This is a genomic window from Rhizobium sp. BK251 (assembly GCF_004345245.1).
Lineage (GTDB): Bacteria > Pseudomonadota > Alphaproteobacteria > Rhizobiales > Rhizobiaceae > Rhizobium.
On sequence record NZ_SLUQ01000008.1, the window covers coordinates 213,405 to 231,066 of the forward strand.

16 protein-coding genes are annotated in these 17,662 nt (G+C 61.0%); 9 read left to right on the forward strand and 7 right to left on the reverse strand.

Features of this window, described 5'->3' with window-relative positions; translation table 11 throughout:
• Positions 1-77: 77 nt before the first annotated feature.
• Positions 78-1,034: an NAD(P)-dependent oxidoreductase gene (locus EV286_RS21570; protein ID WP_132959469.1), complete on the reverse strand. Its 957-nt coding sequence runs from the start codon at positions 1,032-1,034 to the stop codon at positions 78-80.
• 165 nt (positions 1,035-1,199) lie between these two features.
• Between EV286_RS21570 and EV286_RS21575 the strand changes: the two genes are divergently transcribed.
• Positions 1,200-2,210 carry a serine hydrolase gene (locus tag EV286_RS21575; protein WP_132959470.1) on the forward strand — a complete coding sequence of 337 codons (1,011 nt, stop codon included), beginning with the start codon at positions 1,200-1,202 and terminating at the stop codon, positions 2,208-2,210.
• Between the two features lie 101 nt (positions 2,211-2,311).
• A complete protein-coding gene (locus tag EV286_RS21580; protein WP_132959220.1) occupies positions 2,312-3,469 on the forward strand; it encodes a GGDEF domain-containing protein in 1,158 nt (385 codons plus the stop codon).
• Between the two features lie 32 nt (positions 3,470-3,501).
• Here the strand turns inward: EV286_RS21580 and EV286_RS21585 are convergent, their stop codons facing one another.
• The 3 genes from EV286_RS21585 to EV286_RS21595 all read right to left on the reverse strand — a co-directional run bounded on the left by EV286_RS21585 (position 3,502) and on the right by EV286_RS21595 (position 6,484).
• Positions 3,502-4,491 (reverse strand): WD40 repeat domain-containing protein, encoded by a 990-nt coding sequence (locus EV286_RS21585; protein ID WP_132959221.1) that lies wholly within the window; start codon positions 4,489-4,491, stop codon positions 3,502-3,504.
• Positions 4,491-5,561 carry a GTP-binding protein gene (locus EV286_RS21590; RefSeq protein WP_132959222.1) on the reverse strand — a complete coding sequence of 357 codons (1,071 nt, stop codon included), beginning with the start codon at positions 5,559-5,561 and terminating at the stop codon, positions 4,491-4,493. The genes EV286_RS21585 and EV286_RS21590 overlap by 1 nt, the downstream gene beginning before the upstream one ends.
• Before the next feature lie 131 nt (positions 5,562-5,692).
• On the reverse strand, positions 5,693-6,484 hold the full coding sequence (locus EV286_RS21595) for a creatininase family protein (RefSeq protein WP_132959223.1): 792 nt from the start codon (positions 6,482-6,484) through the stop codon (positions 5,693-5,695).
• Between the two features lie 85 nt (positions 6,485-6,569).
• Between EV286_RS21595 and EV286_RS21600 the strand changes: the two genes are divergently transcribed.
• The 3 genes from EV286_RS21600 to EV286_RS21610 all read left to right on the forward strand — a co-directional run bounded on the left by EV286_RS21600 (position 6,570) and on the right by EV286_RS21610 (position 9,223).
• Positions 6,570-7,088 carry a MarR family winged helix-turn-helix transcriptional regulator gene (locus EV286_RS21600; protein WP_132959224.1) on the forward strand — a complete coding sequence of 173 codons (519 nt, stop codon included), beginning with the start codon at positions 6,570-6,572 and terminating at the stop codon, positions 7,086-7,088.
• Positions 7,089-7,209: 121 nt separating this feature from the next.
• Positions 7,210-8,232, forward strand: coding sequence for a LacI family DNA-binding transcriptional regulator (locus EV286_RS21605; RefSeq protein WP_132959225.1), 1,023 nt, complete (start codon positions 7,210-7,212; stop codon positions 8,230-8,232).
• 25 nt (positions 8,233-8,257) lie between these two features.
• Positions 8,258-9,223 (forward strand): 2-hydroxyacid dehydrogenase, encoded by a 966-nt coding sequence (locus tag EV286_RS21610; protein ID WP_132959226.1) that lies wholly within the window; start codon positions 8,258-8,260, stop codon positions 9,221-9,223.
• On the opposite strand, the gene EV286_RS21615 is transcribed toward EV286_RS21610, so the two are convergent.
• Positions 9,209-10,000: a gamma-glutamyl-gamma-aminobutyrate hydrolase family protein gene (locus EV286_RS21615; protein WP_132959227.1), complete on the reverse strand. Its 792-nt coding sequence runs from the start codon at positions 9,998-10,000 to the stop codon at positions 9,209-9,211. The genes EV286_RS21610 and EV286_RS21615 overlap by 15 nt on opposite strands.
• Before the next feature lie 281 nt (positions 10,001-10,281).
• On the opposite strand from EV286_RS21615, the gene EV286_RS21620 reads away from it, so the two are divergent.
• Entirely contained in the window at positions 10,282-11,388 is a 1,107-nt protein-coding gene (locus EV286_RS21620; protein WP_132959228.1) for a TRAP transporter substrate-binding protein, read from the forward strand.
• Positions 11,389-11,452: 64 nt separating this feature from the next.
• On the opposite strand, the gene EV286_RS21625 is transcribed toward EV286_RS21620, so the two are convergent.
• On the reverse strand, positions 11,453-13,000 hold the full coding sequence (locus EV286_RS21625) for a TRAP transporter large permease subunit (RefSeq protein WP_132959229.1): 1,548 nt from the start codon (positions 12,998-13,000) through the stop codon (positions 11,453-11,455).
• 21 nt (positions 13,001-13,021) lie between these two features.
• On the reverse strand, positions 13,022-13,561 hold the full coding sequence (locus EV286_RS21630) for a TRAP transporter small permease subunit (RefSeq protein ID WP_132959230.1): 540 nt from the start codon (positions 13,559-13,561) through the stop codon (positions 13,022-13,024).
• 353 nt (positions 13,562-13,914) lie between these two features.
• On the opposite strand from EV286_RS21630, the gene EV286_RS21635 reads away from it, so the two are divergent.
• From EV286_RS21635 to EV286_RS21645, 3 genes are all read left to right on the forward strand, one after another.
• Positions 13,915-16,215, forward strand: coding sequence for an EAL domain-containing protein (locus EV286_RS21635; protein ID WP_132959231.1), 2,301 nt, complete (start codon positions 13,915-13,917; stop codon positions 16,213-16,215).
• 178 nt (positions 16,216-16,393) lie between these two features.
• On the forward strand, positions 16,394-17,149 hold the full coding sequence (locus EV286_RS21640) for a hypothetical protein (protein ID WP_132959232.1): 756 nt from the start codon (positions 16,394-16,396) through the stop codon (positions 17,147-17,149).
• Between the two features lie 197 nt (positions 17,150-17,346).
• Positions 17,347-17,571, forward strand: a complete 225-nt coding sequence (locus EV286_RS21645) for an aa3-type cytochrome c oxidase subunit IV (RefSeq protein WP_132959233.1) — start codon at positions 17,347-17,349, stop codon at positions 17,569-17,571.
• Positions 17,572-17,662: the final 91 nt, after the last annotated feature.

A 17,662-nucleotide genomic window follows, 5' to 3' on the forward strand; every position in this document is an offset into this window, starting at 1 on the left:
GGCAAGGGCATACTCGCCGATATTCTCCTGCTGTGATGAAGTGCGTGCCACTAAGGCGGCAAAGTCCCGTCCTGCCTTCAGATGCTTATCCGCTCATTTGTGATCAGCCACTTGACCGCTTCCTGAACCGCTTCCAGCGAGCTGTAGCGCGGCGCAAAACCAAGCAGACGGCTTGCCTTTTCCATCGAGCAGTTGGGGCTGCGGGCGATATGCTCCCAGGTTGCCCTGGCGTCCTGCGGCTTCTGGCCCTCCGCCCATTTCTCGAAAGGGAGGAACTCCAGCATCGGCTCGCGGCCGAACCAGCGATACATCGCCTCGGCATATCCCCGCAGCGTGACGGCGCGCCCGGAGACAGCGTGGAAGCTCTCGCCGACCGAAACGCTCCAGTTGGAGATCGCGCCCATGAAAAGGGCTGCGATGTCGTCCGCATGGACATGATGCACCGTCTCCATTCCGAAGTTCGGCAGCACAAGTCTTTCGCCGCGTGCGATCGCGGAGAAGACGGCCGGATCGAAATGGCCGGCGGGATTGAGCGGATTCCAGCCGGGGCCGACGATATGGCCCGGATGGATCAAGGTTGCCGGGAAGCCTTCCAGACGCGCTTTCTCGAGAAGGTAAGCCTCGATCGCGGCCTTCTGGATACCGTATTCGCCAAATGGCCTCTTCGGGGCATCCTCCGGCGTCGGCACGACGAAAGAATGACCGTGCGTCCAGATCGTGCCGGCATGGAGAAAGTGGCTGACACGACCGGCGAGCGCCTCTGCGAGCTGCCTTGCGCTTTCCGGCGTGAAGCAGATCATGTCGATGACGATTTCGCCGCCAAGAGCGCGGATATCGGTGCCGAAGCGGCCCTCCTTCTCCAGGCCCGCCCGGTCCATCTGCCTCCGCTCGACGCTTCGCCAGGCCTGGTGCGGCTGGTATGGTTCGGCTTGTCCGCGGCTGATACCGACCACGTCGTGGCCGGCTTCGACGAGCCGCGGCACGAGATAGGTACCCACATGCCCGGTTGCTCCGATGACGATCACGCGTGCCATCCGGTTTTCCTCCTCATCCATGAAAGACATTGGCGCGACACTATCCCGCGCATGGAGCTGCAACCGCAAGTGCGCGGCGGCAGATGCGGGTCATAAACATTCACGTCCGCGTGAGCGGGACGATCCGGCGGTGATTTCATGGTCGTGCTGAGCTAACTCATGAAAATGATCACACGCTTCGTTCTTGCCATCGCCCTTTTGCTTGCGCCGGCAGCCGCCATGGCGCAGGAGCAAGGCGCTCGACTTGCCCCGCTCCTGCAGGAGCTTTCCTCTCGCGACGATCTGAAGCCCCTGAAGACTGTCATCGTTGCCGAGGATGGCCGGGTGATCGCCGAGCAGGGCTATCGCGGCCATGCTGTGACGGAATCCACCAACATCAAGTCCGCTTCCAAGTCGATTATCTCGGCGCTGGTGGGCATTGCGATCGGCAAGGGCCTGCTGGATGGGCCGGACCAGAAGATCGCCCCGATCCTCAAGGCCGACCTGCCGGCCAATCACGATCCGCGTCTCGACGAGATCACCATCGGCAATCTGCTTTCCATGCAGGCGGGGCTCGGCCGCATGTCGGGTCCGAACTACGGCCGCTGGGTTTCCTCGCGCAATTGGGTGCGCTTCGCGCTCGCCCAGCCCTTCGTCGACGAACCGGGCGGCCAGATGCTCTATTCCACCGCCTCGACGCATCTCCTCTCGGCAATTCTGACGAAGGTCGGCGGAAAATCGACGCTGGCGCTCGCGCGTGATTGGCTCGGACCCGTCGATGGCTTCCGTATCGGTGCCTGGGAGCGCGACCCGCAGGGCATCTATCTCGGTGGCAACCAGATGGCCATGAGCCCCCGTTCGCTGCTCGCATTCGGCGAACTCTATCGCAATGGGGGCAGGACAGTGGAGGGCGCGCAGGTGGTACCGGCCGACTGGATAGTCCAGTCCTGGCAGCATCGCACCAATTCACGCTTTTCGGGGGACGACTACGGCTATGGCTGGTTCACGCGACAGATCGGCGGCGAGCAGGTTCATTTCGCCTGGGGCTATGGCGGCCAGATGCTCTACATCGTGCCTTCGCTCAATCTCACCGTGGTCATGACCTCGGAAGAAAGCGGCCCGTCTGCCCGCAACGGCTACCGGGATTCGCTGCATGACCTTCTCGGCGAAATCATCGGCGCGGTGCGGGCCGCCTGAGACGGCCCGAAAAATCCGCGATCGCTAAACTTCTAGCGATGCTCCCAATCAAACGGCAAATACGGCGCTGTAGCATGCGCGGCAGAAATCGGGAGTGAGCCGTGCTTCTGGATCTGCGCACGATCTATTTCATTGTTGCCGTGAGCTGCCTGGTGCTGGGCATGCTGCAGCTTGCCGCCTATGCCACCGGCCGCTTCGAGCGCTGGCCGCTCTGGTGGGCCGCGAGCAACTTGCTCGTCGGTATCGGCTCTCTCTTTGTCGCCCTGCGCGAGTTCGTTCCGTCCTACGTCTCCATCGACGCGGGCAATGTCGTGACGATCGCCGGCTACATGCTGATGTTCTTTGCGGTGCGCGTCTTCGCCGGACGGCCCATCGACCAGCGCTATTGCTGGGCCGCCATCGTCGCCGCCAGCCTGCCCATCGTGCTCTTCGTCGGTGATCCGTCAGCCGTTTCCGCGCGCCTGCTCTATGTCTCGGTGATCTGTGGCCTGTGCGACCTTGCCATTGCCCGCGAGGCGGTTGGCCTCGCCCGACGTGAGAGGCTCTATTCGGCCGGCCTCCTCGTCGGGCTCTACGCAACCACGACGGCGATTTTCGCCGTCCGGAGCTTTCTCGCGGCAACGGGCAAGATCGGTGGCCCCGACCCGTTCGGCAGCAGTCCCGTGCACGGATGGATCGCCGTTTCGGCGGTGGTCTTCGTCACGCTGCGCAATATGACGATGGTGCTCATGGCTGCGGAGCGGAGTTGGAACAAGCTGATGGAGCTCGCCCACCACGATGCGCTGACCGGCGCTCTCAATCGCGGCGGGCTGGCGGAGCAGATCCCTTCGCTTGCTTCGCAGCCGGTTTCGCTGCTCGTCATCGACATCGACCACTTCAAGCTGCTGAACGACCGGCACGGGCACGTCACCGGCGACGAGATCCTGCGGCTCTTTGCCGATGTCGCGAGAGGCGTGATGCGCAATGGCGACCTGCTCGCCAGGCAGGGCGGCGACGAGTTTTTGGCGGTGCTGAGGGGCGCCTCACGCGATGAGGCGGTGGCGGTCGCCGAGAAGATCCGGCATGCCTTCGCGATGGCTGTCATGCAGCTGCCGCAGTTGACGGTCTCGCCGACGCTCAGCATCGGTGTCGCCACCCGCACCGAAGGCCATGCGGATTTCCAACGTCTCGTCCAGCAGGCCGACGTGGCGCTCTACCGCTCGAAACGCGAGGGGCGGGACCGGGTCGAGGCCTTCAGCGAAGATCGCGAGGCCGCATAAGAAGCGGTTCAAACATTGGCTAGCGGCGGGTCCTAGGCTGAAATATCGACCACGCCGCAATCGCCCGTCTCGGAGGCAAAGGCGAGAAGCTTGCCGGACTTGCTCCAGCTCATGCTGGTGATCGCACCCTTGCCGGGGCGGCGCAGGAGCGCCTCCTTGCTGTCGGCAATGCGTACGGCAAGGATCATGCCGTCGATGAAGCCGATCGCAAGAATGTCCTCGAGGGGGTGGAACCTGACCGCAGTCGCCATGATGTTGGCGCGCGTGCCGAGTTCCAGGGGCGCCTTGCCCATAGGGCCGTCCTTGCCCTGGAAGGGCCAGACGATCGCGGCCGGCGCGCCGGAGGAGGCGAGCCACTTGCCCTTGGGCGACCAGGAGAGCGACTTCACCTTGGCGGGATAGCCCGTCATGCGCATATGCCGGGTCTCGGAGCCGGGCTTGGCGTCGAGCTTCCAGCCATGAAGGGCGTTTTCCTGCATGGTGGTGACGAGGAACTGGCCGTCCGGCGAGAAGGTGACTGCGTTATGCGCGCCCTTCCATTCGAGATCGACGGGCTTGGCAACCGAGCCGACCCAGTGCAGGGAAACACCGTTATAGCGGGCGAGCGCGATGCGCAGGCCCTTGGGCGCGAAGGCGATGCCCTCGACGGTGCGTTCTTCGGTGAACTCCCGCGTGGTTCCATCAGCAAGGCGCACCAGTGCGCTCTTGCCATGGGCATAGGCGACTGCGCCCTGCGGGCCGGCGGCGACCTGGTTTATCCACTTGCGCGGCACCTGCGCGATCTCGGTCACCGAGCCGTCTGCGGCCGTGCGCAGAACCTTGCCGTCCTCGCCGCCGGATATCAGGCTCTCGCTATAGGGATCGCGGATGCAGGTCAGCATGCCCTGGTGGGCTTCGGAAATCTTCTCGCCTCCCTCCAGACGGTGGAAGGAGCCGGCAGCATTCGCGAAGAAGGGAACGTCACCCAGGAATTCGACGGCCAGGATGTGGCCGTCGAGATCAAGCGGCGCAACTGTCGGCATCAGGCTGCCGCCTCGCACGCCTTGAACGAGGCTCCGAGCTTTTCGTGGTCGAGGTCGCGACCGATGAAGACGAGGCGGGTCTCGCGCTTCTCGCCATCCTTCCACGGACGCTGGTGATCGCCCTCGATGATCATGTGCACGCCCTGGACGACATAGCGTTCCTCGTCGCCCTTGAAGGCGATGATGCCCTTGAGGCGCAGGATGTTCGGGCCCTGGGTCTGGGTGACCTTCTGGATCCACGGGAAGAAGCGCTCGGGGTTCATCTCGCCGCCGCGCAGCGAAACCGACTGCACCGTCACGTCATGGATCGGCGACATCGCGCCGTGATGATGGTCGTGATCGTGGTGGTGATGATCGTGATGATCATGGTCGTGATCGCAATCCGGCCCGCAGACATGGTCGTCGTGATCGTGTGCGAGGAAGTGCGGATCGTTCTCGAGGGCGCGTTCAAGGTTAAATGCGCCCTGATCGAGCACGCGGGCGAGATTGACGCCAGAGCGCGTGGTCTTGTAGACGCGGGCAGAGGGGTTGATCGCGTGGACGATGTCCTCGATGCGGGCAAGCTCTTCCGGTGTCACGAGATCGGACTTGTTGATGACGACGACGTCGGCGAAGGCGATCTGGTCTTCAGCCTCGCGGCTGTCCTTGAGGCGCAGCGGCAGGTGCTTGGCATCGACGAGAGCGACGACCGCGTCGAGTTCGGTCTTGGCACGGACATCGTCGTCCATGAAGAAGGTCTGGGCGACCGGGACGGGATCGGCAAGACCGGTGGTCTCGACGATGATGCCGTCGAAACGGCCTGGGCGGCGCATCAGGCCTTCGACCACACGGATGAGGTCGCCGCGCACGGTGCAGCAGACGCAGCCGTTGTTCATCTCGTAGATCTCTTCGTCCGACTCTACGATCAGATCATTGTCGATGCCGATCTCGCCGAATTCGTTGACGATGACGGCATATTTCTTGCCGTGGTTCTCGGAGAGGATGCGGTTCAGAAGCGTCGTCTTGCCGGCGCCGAGGTAACCGGTCAGAACCGTTACGGGAATGGGCTTTTGCGTGGCTGTTTCGGTCATGGGAGCCTCGAAGATGGGGGAGCCTTTGGGCTGAATGGTTGGTTCCATATAAGGACTCGCCGCGACCAGTTCAAAGGCTTTTATATGTTATATGTTCACATCGCGCCTCGGAGCCCGACCCGCCTCCCGGACTAGAGAAGAGTTTCCGCATCAAAGGCATCGACATCGCGCAGGAGTTCGACGAGGCCGGCAACGGCATGGGCGATCAGACGCTCGCCCTTCTCGGCCGTCGCGGCTGAGGCGTTGCCGGCGACGCCCTGCTTGTTGAGGTCGGACATCCTCCAGCCGAAGGCGTGCGGGCCATAGGCGCGCAGGTGGCGGAAGTCGCGGGCAAAATCCGACTGCCGGGAGGCGAAGTTGCCCGCCTTCGACATATCCACCTGCTCCGGATGCAGGGCAAGCATTATCGAGGTCTCGATGTCGCCGCCGTGAATGTCTATTGCCTTGTCCTCTGGCGATATCACGCCCTCCGGCACGCCAAAGCGCGTCCAGCTTGTCGCGACCACGAGCATGCCGAAGCGCACGCGCGCCTCCGTCGCGACGATCGTCATCAGGGGCGAATTGCCGCCATGGGCATTCAGCATCACCAGCTTGCGGATGCCTGCGCGATGAAGCCCTTCCGCAATTGCCAGCCATCGGCGCACCGCTTCGTCGAAGGCAAGGCTCTTCGTTCCGGGCACGTCCATGTGTTCGATCGAGTATCCGACCGGCTCCACAGGCAGGAAGGTGACAGGCAGGTCGGATGGCAGCGCGCGAATCAGCCGCTCGACAATTCCGGCGGCGATCAGCGCATCCGTCTCGAAGGGCAGATGAGGACCGTGCTGTTCGTGGGCACCGAGCGGAAGAACTGCAATCCAGCGCCTTCGGGCTTCCGCCGGGCGCGTTGGATCGTCATCCTTGAGAAGGATCGGCGGCTGCGCCATTTGGTACTTGTCTCATTTTGTGTATTGATGACATGGCAAAGTCATACAACGGCGCGGGCGTGGCCGAAAGACTGGCGGGGTGGAGATGGGAAAGAAGAGCAAGGGCGGAAAGAAGCACAAGTCCGGCAAAAAGAAGGATCGCCGCGAATACACGGTTGTCGATCTGTCGCCAGCTCTGACGCAGGCAGCGCGGTCCATGCGCACCGTGCTTTCCCGCAATCTCCTCGAAAGCGGCCTCTATGCGGGGCAGGACGGCGTCATCATGACGCTTGCTGAAACCGACGGCCTTGCCACGGGCGCGCTTGCGCAAAGGCTCGGGGTAAAGGCCCCCACCATGACACGCACCATCGGCCGCATGGAGGCGCAGGGGTTCCTCGAACGGCGGCCTGACCAGGACGATGCGCGACTGACCAAGATCTACCTGACGGAGGCGGGACGCCGAAGCATCGGCAGCATCGAAATGTCGTCCGCCGCATGTGACAGCCTGGCGACGCAAGGCTTCTCGGAGAAGGAAATCCGCACGCTTGTCCGGCTGCTGAAAGCCATCGAGGGCAATCTTCACCCGGGCCATGATCACCCTCTGGAGGAAGAGGAGGAATTTTGACATTTTTGCGAATATGGGAATTGCAGAACGTGCTTAAATCTTTTAATTAAATTTTTTAAAGTCGTTTCAGATGCGCCCTGTGGGGGGGACGCGGAAATGAGTTGCCTGTAGGGGAGGGCACGTGGCTCAAAAGATTAAGCTTTCTACCATTGCCGAAACGCTTGGTATTTCAACAGCGACCGTATCGCTTGCTTTGCGGGACAGCCCGCTCGTCGCAGGCAACACAAGAGAGAAGATAAAGGAACAGGCGCGAGCGCTCGGATATATCTACAACCGTCGCGCAGCCAGCTTGCGGACCTCACGTTCGGGCATCATCGGCGTCGTCGTGCACGACATCATGAACCCCTTCTACGGGGAAATCCTCAAGGCGATCGAAAGCGAGCTCGACCGCAGCCGCCACACCTTCATCCTTTCGAACCATTATGACTCGGTGGACAAGCAGCGGACCTTCGTCGAGACCCTGCTGCAGCTCGGCGGCGACGGCGTCATCATGTCGCCGGCCATCGGGACGCCTCCCGAGGATATCCAGCTTGCCGAGAACAATGGAATGCCGGCGATCCTGATCGCCCGCTCGATGGAGGCGCTCGATGTGCCGACCTATCGCGGTGACGACAGCTACGGCATTTCGCTGGCCACAAACCACCTGATCGGCCTCGGCCATCGCTGCATCGCAATGATCGGCGGCACGGACCAGACATCGACCGGGCGCGACCGCTACCAGGGCTATGTGAATGCGCTTCGCAAGGCCGGCATCGAAGTCGATCCCGAGCTGCGCATTCCCGGTCCACGCTCCAAGCAGGGCGGTTTCGAGGCTGCGGTGCATTTCCTGTCGCTGCCGCAGAAGCCGACGGCCGCCGTCTGTTGGAACGACCTTGTCGCGATCGGACTGATGAACGGCATCGCGCGCGCAGGTCTTGTGCCGGGCTCGGACATATCGGTGACCGGCTATGACGACCTCGAGGAGGCTGCGATCGCAACACCGGCGCTGACAACCGTCTGGAACGGGCAGGCGGAAGTCGGCCGGCTTGCGGCGCGCGCGCTTCTCGACAGGCTGGCGGGTAGCCACGAGCCCGACGGCATCCATCTTATCAAGCCACACATGCGTATCCGTCAATCGACAAGTCCCTACCGCCCGCGCCATTAGCAAGGGCCAGCAGGAAGGATAGATCATGCCATCCCCAAAAACTGCGGTTCTCGTCGTCGGGAAGATGCACAGCCGTGTGCTGGAGACACTGAACGACCGGTTCGATCTTGTCCAGATGGAGGCGAACGGCAACCACGGACTGGATGCCGAGACCGCGAAGCGCATACGCGGCGCGGTGGTGAGCGGCAGCTTTTCGGCCGCGCTCATGGACGCGTTGCCCGCTCTTGAGGTCATTGCCAGTTTCGGCGTCGGCTATGACGGCGTCGACGCGCGTCACGCCGCTTCCAAGGGTATCATCGTCACCAATACGCCAGACGTCCTCAACGACGAAGTTGCGGACACGGCGCTCGCGCTGCTGCTCAATGCGGCACGGCGGTTTCCCCAGGCGGAGAACTGGCTACGGCAGGGACGCTGGGTCAGCGAAGGTGCTTTCCCGCTCTCGCCCTTCTCGCTCAAGGGCAGGCATGTGGGCCTCTATGGCCTTGGCCGCATCGGGCAGGAGATCGCAAATCGCCTGGAGCCGTTCAAGGTGAAGATCAGCTACCACACGCGCTCGCGCCATGAGGGCGTGAGCTACGACTACTATCCGACCCTCAAGGGCATGGCGGAGGCGGTCGACACGTTGATCGCCATCGTCCCGAAGACGCCGCAGACGCACAAGACCATCGATGCGGAGGTGCTCTCAGCGCTGGGGCCTGAGGGCATCCTCATCAATGTCGGACGCGGTTGGACGGTGGACGAGGATGCGCTGATCGCCGCATTGCGCTCGGGCGCCATCGGCGCTGTCGGCCTCGACGTCTTCTACGATGAGCCGAACGTGCCCGCCGAACTGCTGACGTTCCCGAACGCCACGCTGCTGCCGCACATTGCCTCGGCCACGGTGCCGACACGCAACGCCATGGCCGATCTCGTCGCGAACAATGTCATCGAATGGTTTGCGAAGGGCGTGGCCCTGACCCCGGTGCCGGAGACGCCCTCAAGGCAACGCTGAGCGCCGAGGCGTCTCCTCGGTCGCCGTCTGGCGTGCATCGGCATAGGCTCGGACGGCATCGCCAAATGCGCTGAAGAGCTTGCCTGACGGGGCGTCCATTTCCGCCCAGTATTCCGGATGCCATTGCACGCCGACCGCAAACGCCTTGGCGTCGATCACCGAGACGGCCTCGATCGTGCCGTCTTCGGCCAGCGCCTCGACCTGCAGGCGCGGCGCCGTATCGGCTATCGCCTGCCGGTGCAGGGAATTGACCCGGACTTCACCCGGACCGATATAGCGGGCAATGCACGAGCCTTCCTTGACGAAGACGCTCTGGCGGATTGCATACATGCCGTCGCGATCGACGCCCTCCGGCCTGCGGTGGTCCCAAATGCCGGGCTGTTCCTGGATTTCGCTCGCGAGCGTGCCGCCGAGGGCAACGTTGAGCTCCTGCAAGCCCCGGCAGATGGCGAGGACCGGTATCGCGCGATCGAGCGCGCGCCGGATGAGCGGCAGGCTTGTGGCGTCGCGGGCCGGGTCGAACGGGCCGTCCGCTTCCGTCGCCTGCCTGCCATAGAGCGAGGGGTGGACGTTGCTTGCCGATCCGGAAACAAGAACGCCGTCGACCCTGTCGAGGATGGCGTCGGTTTCATAGCCTTCCTCGAAGGCCGGGATGATGAAGGCCATGACGCCGGCGGCATTCAGCGCGGCCCGCACATATTGGTGCTGGACGGCATGCCAGCTGGTGCCGTCAAAAGCACGGATATCGGCTGGGATGGCGACGATGGGCTTTGTCATTCTTGCCTCGAACAAAACAGATGCGGCTCTATTTGAGAAACCATAAAGGCCTTTCAGTCAACGCCTGCGCCGCCGTGGCGGCGGAATTGCGGCGAGGCCGCGCTAAAGCGCTGATATTGATGGATTGCCCGCCTTTGCCACATTCTTGTCTTGATGCGAAAGGCTAATGGACTAGAGCTTGAAACGCTTGTTGTGCCGTGCTTAGTTTTCGCGTCATTGCTGCGGGGAATGGGGTGAGGACAAAAGAAGCCGCGCAGCACCATCTACACGGGAGGTTTTTGATGGATCGTCGTTCATTTATAAGGAAGGCAGGGACCGCGGGAGCGGGTGCCGTCGCCGCTACGGCCCTTGCAGCGCCTGCGATAGCGCAGGAAAATCCGAAGATTACCTGGCGCATGACGTCTTCCTTTCCGAAGAGCCTGGATACGATCTACGGCGGGGCCGAGGATATCGCACGGCATGTTTCGGAAGCGACCGACGGAAACTTCACGATCCAGCCTTTCGCAGCCGGTGAAATCGTCCCCGGGCTCCAGGCGGCCGACGCGGTGAGCGCGGGCACCGTCGAGGCGGCCCATACCTGCTCCTACTATTTCGTCGGCAAGGACCCGACCTATGCGATCGGGACGGCCATCCCCTTCGGTCTGAATGCGCGCCTCACGAATGCCTGGTTCTTCGAAGGCAACGGCACGAAGCTCATGAACGAATTTTATGCCACGCAGGGCATCTACGGCCTTCCTGCGGGCAATACGGGTGCCCAGATGGGTGGCTGGTTCCGCAAGGAGATCAATACGCTCGACGACCTCAAGGGCGTGAAGATGCGTATTGCCGGTCTTGCCGGCCGCGTGGTGGAAAAGCTCGGTGTCGTGCCGCAGCAGATCGCCGGCGGCGACATCTATCCCGCCCTTGAAAAGGGCACCATCGACGCTTCCGAATGGGTCGGTCCCTATGACGACCTGAAGCTCGGGCTGCACAAGGTCGCGCGCTACTACTACTATCCCGGCTGGTGGGAAGGCGGCCCGGCGATCCACGCCTTCTTCAATCTGGAGAAGTGGAACAGCCTGCCGAAGCGCTACCAGACGATCCTGGAGGGTGCCTGCACCTACGCCAATACCAACATGCTGGCGAAATACGACGTCAAGAACCCGCAGGCATTGAAGCAGCTGGTCGCCGAGGGAGCGACGCTGCGTCCCTTCAGCCAGGAGATTCTCGAAGCCTGCTTCCAGGCCTCGAATGCGCTCTATGCCGAGATCACGGCATCGAACGCCTCCTTCAAGAAGATCTACGACGATCAGACGGCCTACAAGCGCGACGCCTATCTCTGGATGCAGCTGTCGGAATATACCTTCGACACCTTCATGATGATCCAGCAGCGCGCCGGAAAGATCTGAGCCGTTCTTTTGTCGACTTCGAAAAGAAAGCCCCGGATTTCGGTCCGGGGCTTTTTCGTGCCCGCTATCTTATGACGGGCGGTTGGCTGAGATCGGGCGTGGGCTGCGGCGGCGGAGTGGGCTGGCCCTGTGCGGGCGCCTGGCCGGGCAGGCCGTTCAGCGGGGGCAGCGACATGCCGGGCAGCTGGTTGCCGCCGCTGCCGCCATTGTCGAGCGGGGGTAGCGACATGCCGGTTCCAAAGCCAGGCACCTCGATCTTGATCGAGTTGGGGTCCACCTTTGGTCCCTTGTCCAGCCAATAGGTCACCGACTGCGGCCAGAAGATAACGATGGCGACGAGGATGATCTGCATGACGACCCAGGGCAGAGCGCCCATGTAGATGTCGCTGGTCTTTACCTCTCGCGAGGCAATGCTGCGCAGGTAAAACAGTGCGAACCCGAAGGGTGGATGCATGAAGCTCGTCTGCATGTTCACGCAGATCAGCACGCCGAACCAGATGAGGTCGATGCCGAGGGCCGACGCGACGGGCGCGAGCATCGGGATGACGATGAAGGCGATCTCGAAGAAATCGAGGAAGAAGGCGAGGATGAAGATGAAGACGTTGACGAAGATCAGGAAGCCGACCGGGCCGCCGGGCAGGCCCGACAGCAGGTGCTCGATCCAGCGCGACCCGTCCATGCCCTGAAAGACCAGGCTGAAGCAGGTCGAGCCGATGAGGATGAAGACCACCATGGAGGTGATGTGCATGGTCGAACGCATGCCCTGCTGGATCAGCGGCCAGGTGAGCCGTCGATGCATGGCGGCGAGCAGAATGGCGCCGACCACGCCGAGCGCGCCGGCCTCCGTGGGCGTGGCCAGGCCCATGAAGATGGTACCGAGCACGAGGAAGATCAGCACGATCGACGGGATCATTCCCGCCAGGACCTTGATGACCAGTGCCCAGCCGAGGTCGCCGCGCGCTTCCTTCGGAAGCGGCGGCATCGAGGAGGGGCGGACGATCGACATCAGCAGGATGAAGAGAATGAAGATCACGACCTGCAGGATCGAAGGCCCGATGGCGCCAAGATACATGTCGCCGACCGAGCGCCCGAGCTGATCGGCGAGCACAACAAGGACGAGGGATGGCGGTATCAGCTGTGTGATCGTTCCGGACGCGGCGATGACGCCGGTCGCCAGGCGCGGGTGATAGCCATATCGCAGCATGATCGGCAGCGAGATGACGCCCATGGTGATGACGGAGGCAGCGACGGTGCCTGTGATGGCGCCGAGCACGGCACCGACCAAAATCACCGCATAGGCGAGCCCGCCGGGGATTGCGCCGAAAAGCTTGCCCGTTCCCTCGAGAAGATCTTCCGCGAGGCCGCATCTTTCCAGGATCGCCCCCATGAAGGTGAAGAAGGGGATCGCCAACAGCAGCTCATTCGACACGATGCCGAAGAAGCGCAGCGGCAGGGCCTGCAGGAAAGCCTCGGTGAAATGGCCGGTCGCGATGCCGACGATCCCGAAGAACAGGCCGACAGCCGAAAGCGAGAAGGCGACCGGAAAGCCGTACAGCATGAAGACGACCATGCCGACGAACATCAGTGGCGGAATGACACCAAAGTCAAACAAAGCAGGTTCCCCCAACCTATCTTACTGCAAGGGCTTCTCGTAGCTCGTGTCGAGCGTCGTATATCCGGTGAGTGCTGCGATCCGCTTGATGAGCTCGGAGAAGCCCTGGAGGCTCAGAAGCGCAAAGCCGGCGACAAGCATCAGCTTGACCGGCCAACGGATGAGGCCGCCCGCGTTCGCCGATATCTCGCCCTGCTGGTAGGAGAGCCAGAAAACGGGCCAGCAGAGCCATGTCAGAAAGATGCACGCGGGCAGGAGGAAGACGACGATGCCGACGATGTCGATCCACAGGCGCGCACGGTCGGAAACGGCGCCGTAGATCAGGTCGACGCGAACATGTTCATTCATCCTCAACGTGTGGGAGGCGCCCAGCACGACAATGAAAGCGAACATGTACCACTGGATCTCCAGCCAGCCGTTGGAGCTGTAGTTGAACATGTAGCGGATGATGGCGTTTGCGGCGCTGACCAGACAGCAGAGAAGGACCAGGTATTCGGAAATCTTGCCAATGAATTGGCTGATCGAGTCGATCAAACGGCTGACGGACAGGAATGCCGACATTCGCCTCCCCTTATTGTTCCCCGCCGGTTTGCCCGGCTTTCCTCTTGTGAAGGGTGTAAAGCAGCAATCTCGAAATTGAAAGGACAAATGGGCCAGCTTGGCTTTTAGTCTAATCCCATTGGCTTAGCCGTGGCGTCGCTTTTCTTGGTTGAGGGACCCTTTACGGGCGCGCGCAGATCTGTTCCGAAAGAGTGCATTGCGGTGCTCGAATGCAGCCAGCGGCTGCAAATGCAATGCTGAGATCGCGGCCTTTCTACCTGTATTTTAGAATAATTGACCAAATGTACGGAATTGGCGAAATCAATTTTTAAAGACTTTCAACTACGGTGCCTCCCGCACAAGGGAAGTGATGGATGAAGCCGCCAAGCCAGGACACGGTTCCGACAGACGTTTACCTGTCGTTCGTGAGCTCGCTTTTTGGGAACCGGAAGACGCTGTTCACCGGGATGATGGTTCACATCGTTACCTATGTGGCGGTGTTCGCAAAGTCCGGCTCGGAATTCTACATCTATCTGACCGCGGTATTCGCAGCGATCTGCCTCTATCGCATTTATTGGTTTCATCGCTTCGATCTTGCGTCGAAGGAGGCCATGGACCATGAGGAGATCGCCCGCTGGGAGCGGCGCTATCTTTACGGCGGCGTAGCGACGACTTCGATTCTGGGTATCGGCAGCGGCTACGCAATTCTCGTCCTTCAGGATCCATTCGCAGAACTCGTCTGTATTGCCGTAACGATGGCCTCCATGGTTTCCGTGGTCGGACGCAATTTCGGCTCGCCGGTCGCCGTTAACCTACAGACGGTATCGGCGAGCCTGCCGATAATCGTCGGGTGTGCGGCTCTCGGCGATTTCTATATGGCACTGCTGTCGATCCTGCTCGTGCCGTTCGTGCTGACGACCCGCTCGATGGCCAACGGCGTTCGCGAATTCCTCTACAAGAACGTCCTTGCTTCGCGCGAGATTGCTGTCATAGCCGACCGGTTCGACACGGCGCTCAACAACATGACGCATGGCCTTTTCATGCTGGACAGCAGCAATCGTATCGTCGTCGTCAATCGCAAGGCCTGCGAACTGCTGCAGCTCAGCGACCAGGATCAGCTGAAGGACTGCGATCTGGATGTAGTGTTGCGTTACGGTGCTCGACACGCCTTCATAGACGGTTCTTTGCCGACGCTCATCCATCGTCAGTTGGCGCAGCTTTTCGATGGATCACTTTCACGAACGCTCATTCAATTCAGGGAAGACCTCTTCCTCGAATTTTCAGCAAGCCGGCGCGCGGACGGCGTCGTCATCCTGATTTTCGAGGACGTCACCAATCGCATACGTGCAGAACGCAAGATCCTGCACATGGTCCGGTTCGATTCGCTGACGGGATTGCCGAACCGCGAATACTTCACCGAGCTCGTTAAGGAAAACCTCGCCGGCCGGCAGCGGGACGTGCCTGTCGGGATCATGGTTCTGGACGTCGACGACTTCAAACATGTGAACGACATGAAGGGGCACGTGGCGGGCGACCGGCTGCTGGTGAAGTTTGCGAGAAAGCTGGCGGAAAAGACCGAAAACCGTGCCGTCGTCGCGCGGCTCATGGGCGACCAATTCGTACTTTTCTTTCCGAACGAGGACGAGGCCCTTCTCGACGAAAGCATGCGAGCCCTGCATGCGACGATGTCGGGCACCTACGAAGTCGACGGCAACACATTCCGCATTTCCGTCAGTGCCGGCTACCTGATCGTCAAGGTGGGCGAATTCCGCATGGAGGAATGGCAGATCAAGGCGGACCTCGCGCTTTTCGAAACGAAGTCTCGCATGAAGGGCGGCTGCACCGCGTTCGAAACGGAAATGGATGCGCGCTACATCGAGCGCCAGAAGCTGAAAGACGACCTGCGGGACGCGGTGGAGAGTGGCGGCCTGCATGCCGTCTACCAGCCGATGTTCAAGCCGGATGGATCGCGGATCGACTGCTGCGAGGCGTTGTCGCGCTGGAACCATCCTGAAAAGGGAGCCATCCCTCCGAACGTGTTCGTCCAGATCGCCGAGGAGATGGGTATCGTCTCGGGCATAACGCGCTTCATGATCAATCAAGCGTGCCGCGACTGTGCGTCTTGGCCGCATCCGACAGCGGTCTCCGTTAATCTTTCGGTCCAGGATCTTCGCAACGCCGATATCGTTGCAGTCGTGATGGAGGCGCTCGCGGCTTCCGGCCTCGAGCCGTCGCGGCTCCATCTTGAGGTGACCGAGAGCTGCCTGGTGGATGAACTCGCTACGGTACGCGCCATCCTCGCGGATCTGCGTTCGCACGGAATAACAGTTGCCATCGACGACTTCGGGACAGGCTTCTCCAGCCTCAGCTATCTCGATTCCCTGCCGGTCGATATCGTGAAGATAGATCGCTCGTTCGTGCGCAATATCACCGAGGATTCGCGCCGCTTCAAGTTGCTGCGCGGGACCGTCAACCTTTCGCGCGAGCTCGGGTTGAAGATCGTGATCGAAGGGGTGGAGACCCAGGATCAACTGGCGCTCATCAACAAGCACGATTGTGCCGACTTCATTCAGGGCTACGTGTTCTCAAGACCCGTTCCCTCGCAGGGCGTGCTCGACCTTGTCGACGCTCTGAGCAAGAGGCAAACCTCGCGTCGACGCAAAAAGGTCGCCTGATCGGCAGATCGATCTCCCAAGTATACCTTTAAAGTTAGCGAGTTCGTATATGCAACTTTAGTAATGTACAATGTTTATTGTTAACCATAACGAGAAAATATTATGTAAAGTTTGAAACGAATGTTGCTCCCCTCAACTAGTTCTCGCATTAATGATCCATTAACCATAGGTAGTGGATATGACTTCTTCGGGGAATTTGCAGGGGACCTTTTCCGATAAACTCATGGATGTACTCAACCACGTCGAATATCGACGCATAGAAAGTGGTGAGGACATGGAGGAAGTGGCGCGCATTCGCTACAAAGCTTACAAGCTTGCCGATATTCTTCCTCTCCAGGGTTCTAGGCTTATTGACGACATCGATTTCGATGACCACGCCTATGTCTTCGGCGTGTATTATGACGAGCGTCTCATCAGCACAGTGAGAATTCACAACATAACACCCGATCACCGGGTGAGTTCGACTCGTTCCATATATCCGCGGGAAATCGACGCATTGCTCGACGCCGGCCTGTCGCTGATCGATCCTGTGCGCTTCGCGGCGGATCCGCAGGTTATGAAGGACATGCCCGCCATCCCCTATCTTACCTTGCGTATCGCCATCATGGCGGCGGCCTATTTCGATTCGGATCGGGTTCTGCAACTCGTCAGCCCGCAGCATGCGCCGTTCTATCGTCGCGTGTTCTATGCGGAGACGATCGTGCCGCCGCAGAAGAACCGCGGCAAATACAATATCGAACTGACGCTGATGGCGACGAATACCAAGGAAGTCGGGCGAAAGCTGCTTACCCGCTTCCCGTTCTTCATTTCGAACGCCAGCGAGCGTCGCCTCATGTTCTCCCGCAAGGTCGCCGATACGCTGCCGCCGCTTACCATCATACCGACTGCGCGTTTCGTGCCGGAGGGCAGCCTCGGCGTCGATCTGCCGCTCTGAAGCTGCTGAAACAAGTGCGGATTTCGCGATGATGCGATCGTCTGCGGCACTGTCGTGCATTGCGCTTTCGCCCCTCTTTGTGTAAGCCGGGCAGGGTGGAAAATGCTCCCTGATCGCCGGGAGTTTTCCAGGAGAACTTGGTGACTGGCCGCCGGATACTTGCTGGCGTCCAATGCAGTTTCAGGGAGACAAGATTTATGGCCGAGCATCCTACCGGACCCGTCGAGACCGGCGCGCCGATGGACTACAAGGAACACGAGAAGACCTACAACTTGTTCATCACCGGCGCCAAGTACGGAACGATGATCCTGGCCACGTTGCTCCTTGCGATGACTGCCGGCTTCTTCGGCGGTGGCGGTTTCCTCGGCGGTCTCCTCGTTTTCATTCTTCTGACGATTATCGGCGTCTTTCTGCTCCGCTAGCCCACTCCGGCAAGGCAGGCGACAATCCCTTGAATGGTAGCCTGCGCGGGAAAAAACCCGCAACGGCTTTGTCTCGCCCGGGAGGAGGGGC

Bases quoted from the DNA above. Each gene is read 5' to 3' on its own strand.
- EV286_RS21570 (WP_132959469.1), bottom strand. From the start codon at position 1,034: ATGGCACGCGTGATCGTCATCGGAGCAACCGGGCATGTGGGTACCTAT.
- EV286_RS21575 (WP_132959470.1), top strand. From the start codon at position 1,200: ATGATCACACGCTTCGTTCTTGCCATCGCCCTTTTGCTTGCGCCGGCA.
- EV286_RS21585 (WP_132959221.1), bottom strand. From the start codon at position 4,491: ATGCCGACAGTTGCGCCGCTTGATCTCGACGGCCACATCCTGGCCGTC.
- EV286_RS21590 (WP_132959222.1), bottom strand. From the start codon at position 5,561: ATGACCGAAACAGCCACGCAAAAGCCCATTCCCGTAACGGTTCTGACC.
- EV286_RS21595 (WP_132959223.1), bottom strand. From the start codon at position 6,484: ATGGCGCAGCCGCCGATCCTTCTCAAGGATGACGATCCAACGCGCCCG.
- EV286_RS21600 (WP_132959224.1), top strand. From the start codon at position 6,570: ATGGGAAAGAAGAGCAAGGGCGGAAAGAAGCACAAGTCCGGCAAAAAG.
- EV286_RS21610 (WP_132959226.1), top strand. From the start codon at position 8,258: ATGCCATCCCCAAAAACTGCGGTTCTCGTCGTCGGGAAGATGCACAGC.
- EV286_RS21615 (WP_132959227.1), bottom strand. From the start codon at position 10,000: ATGACAAAGCCCATCGTCGCCATCCCAGCCGATATCCGTGCTTTTGAC.
- EV286_RS21620 (WP_132959228.1), top strand. From the start codon at position 10,282: ATGGATCGTCGTTCATTTATAAGGAAGGCAGGGACCGCGGGAGCGGGT.
- EV286_RS21630 (WP_132959230.1), bottom strand. From the start codon at position 13,561: ATGTCGGCATTCCTGTCCGTCAGCCGTTTGATCGACTCGATCAGCCAA.
- EV286_RS21635 (WP_132959231.1), top strand. From the start codon at position 13,915: ATGAAGCCGCCAAGCCAGGACACGGTTCCGACAGACGTTTACCTGTCG.
- EV286_RS21640 (WP_132959232.1), top strand. From the start codon at position 16,394: ATGACTTCTTCGGGGAATTTGCAGGGGACCTTTTCCGATAAACTCATG.
- EV286_RS21645 (WP_132959233.1), top strand. From the start codon at position 17,347: ATGGCCGAGCATCCTACCGGACCCGTCGAGACCGGCGCGCCGATGGAC.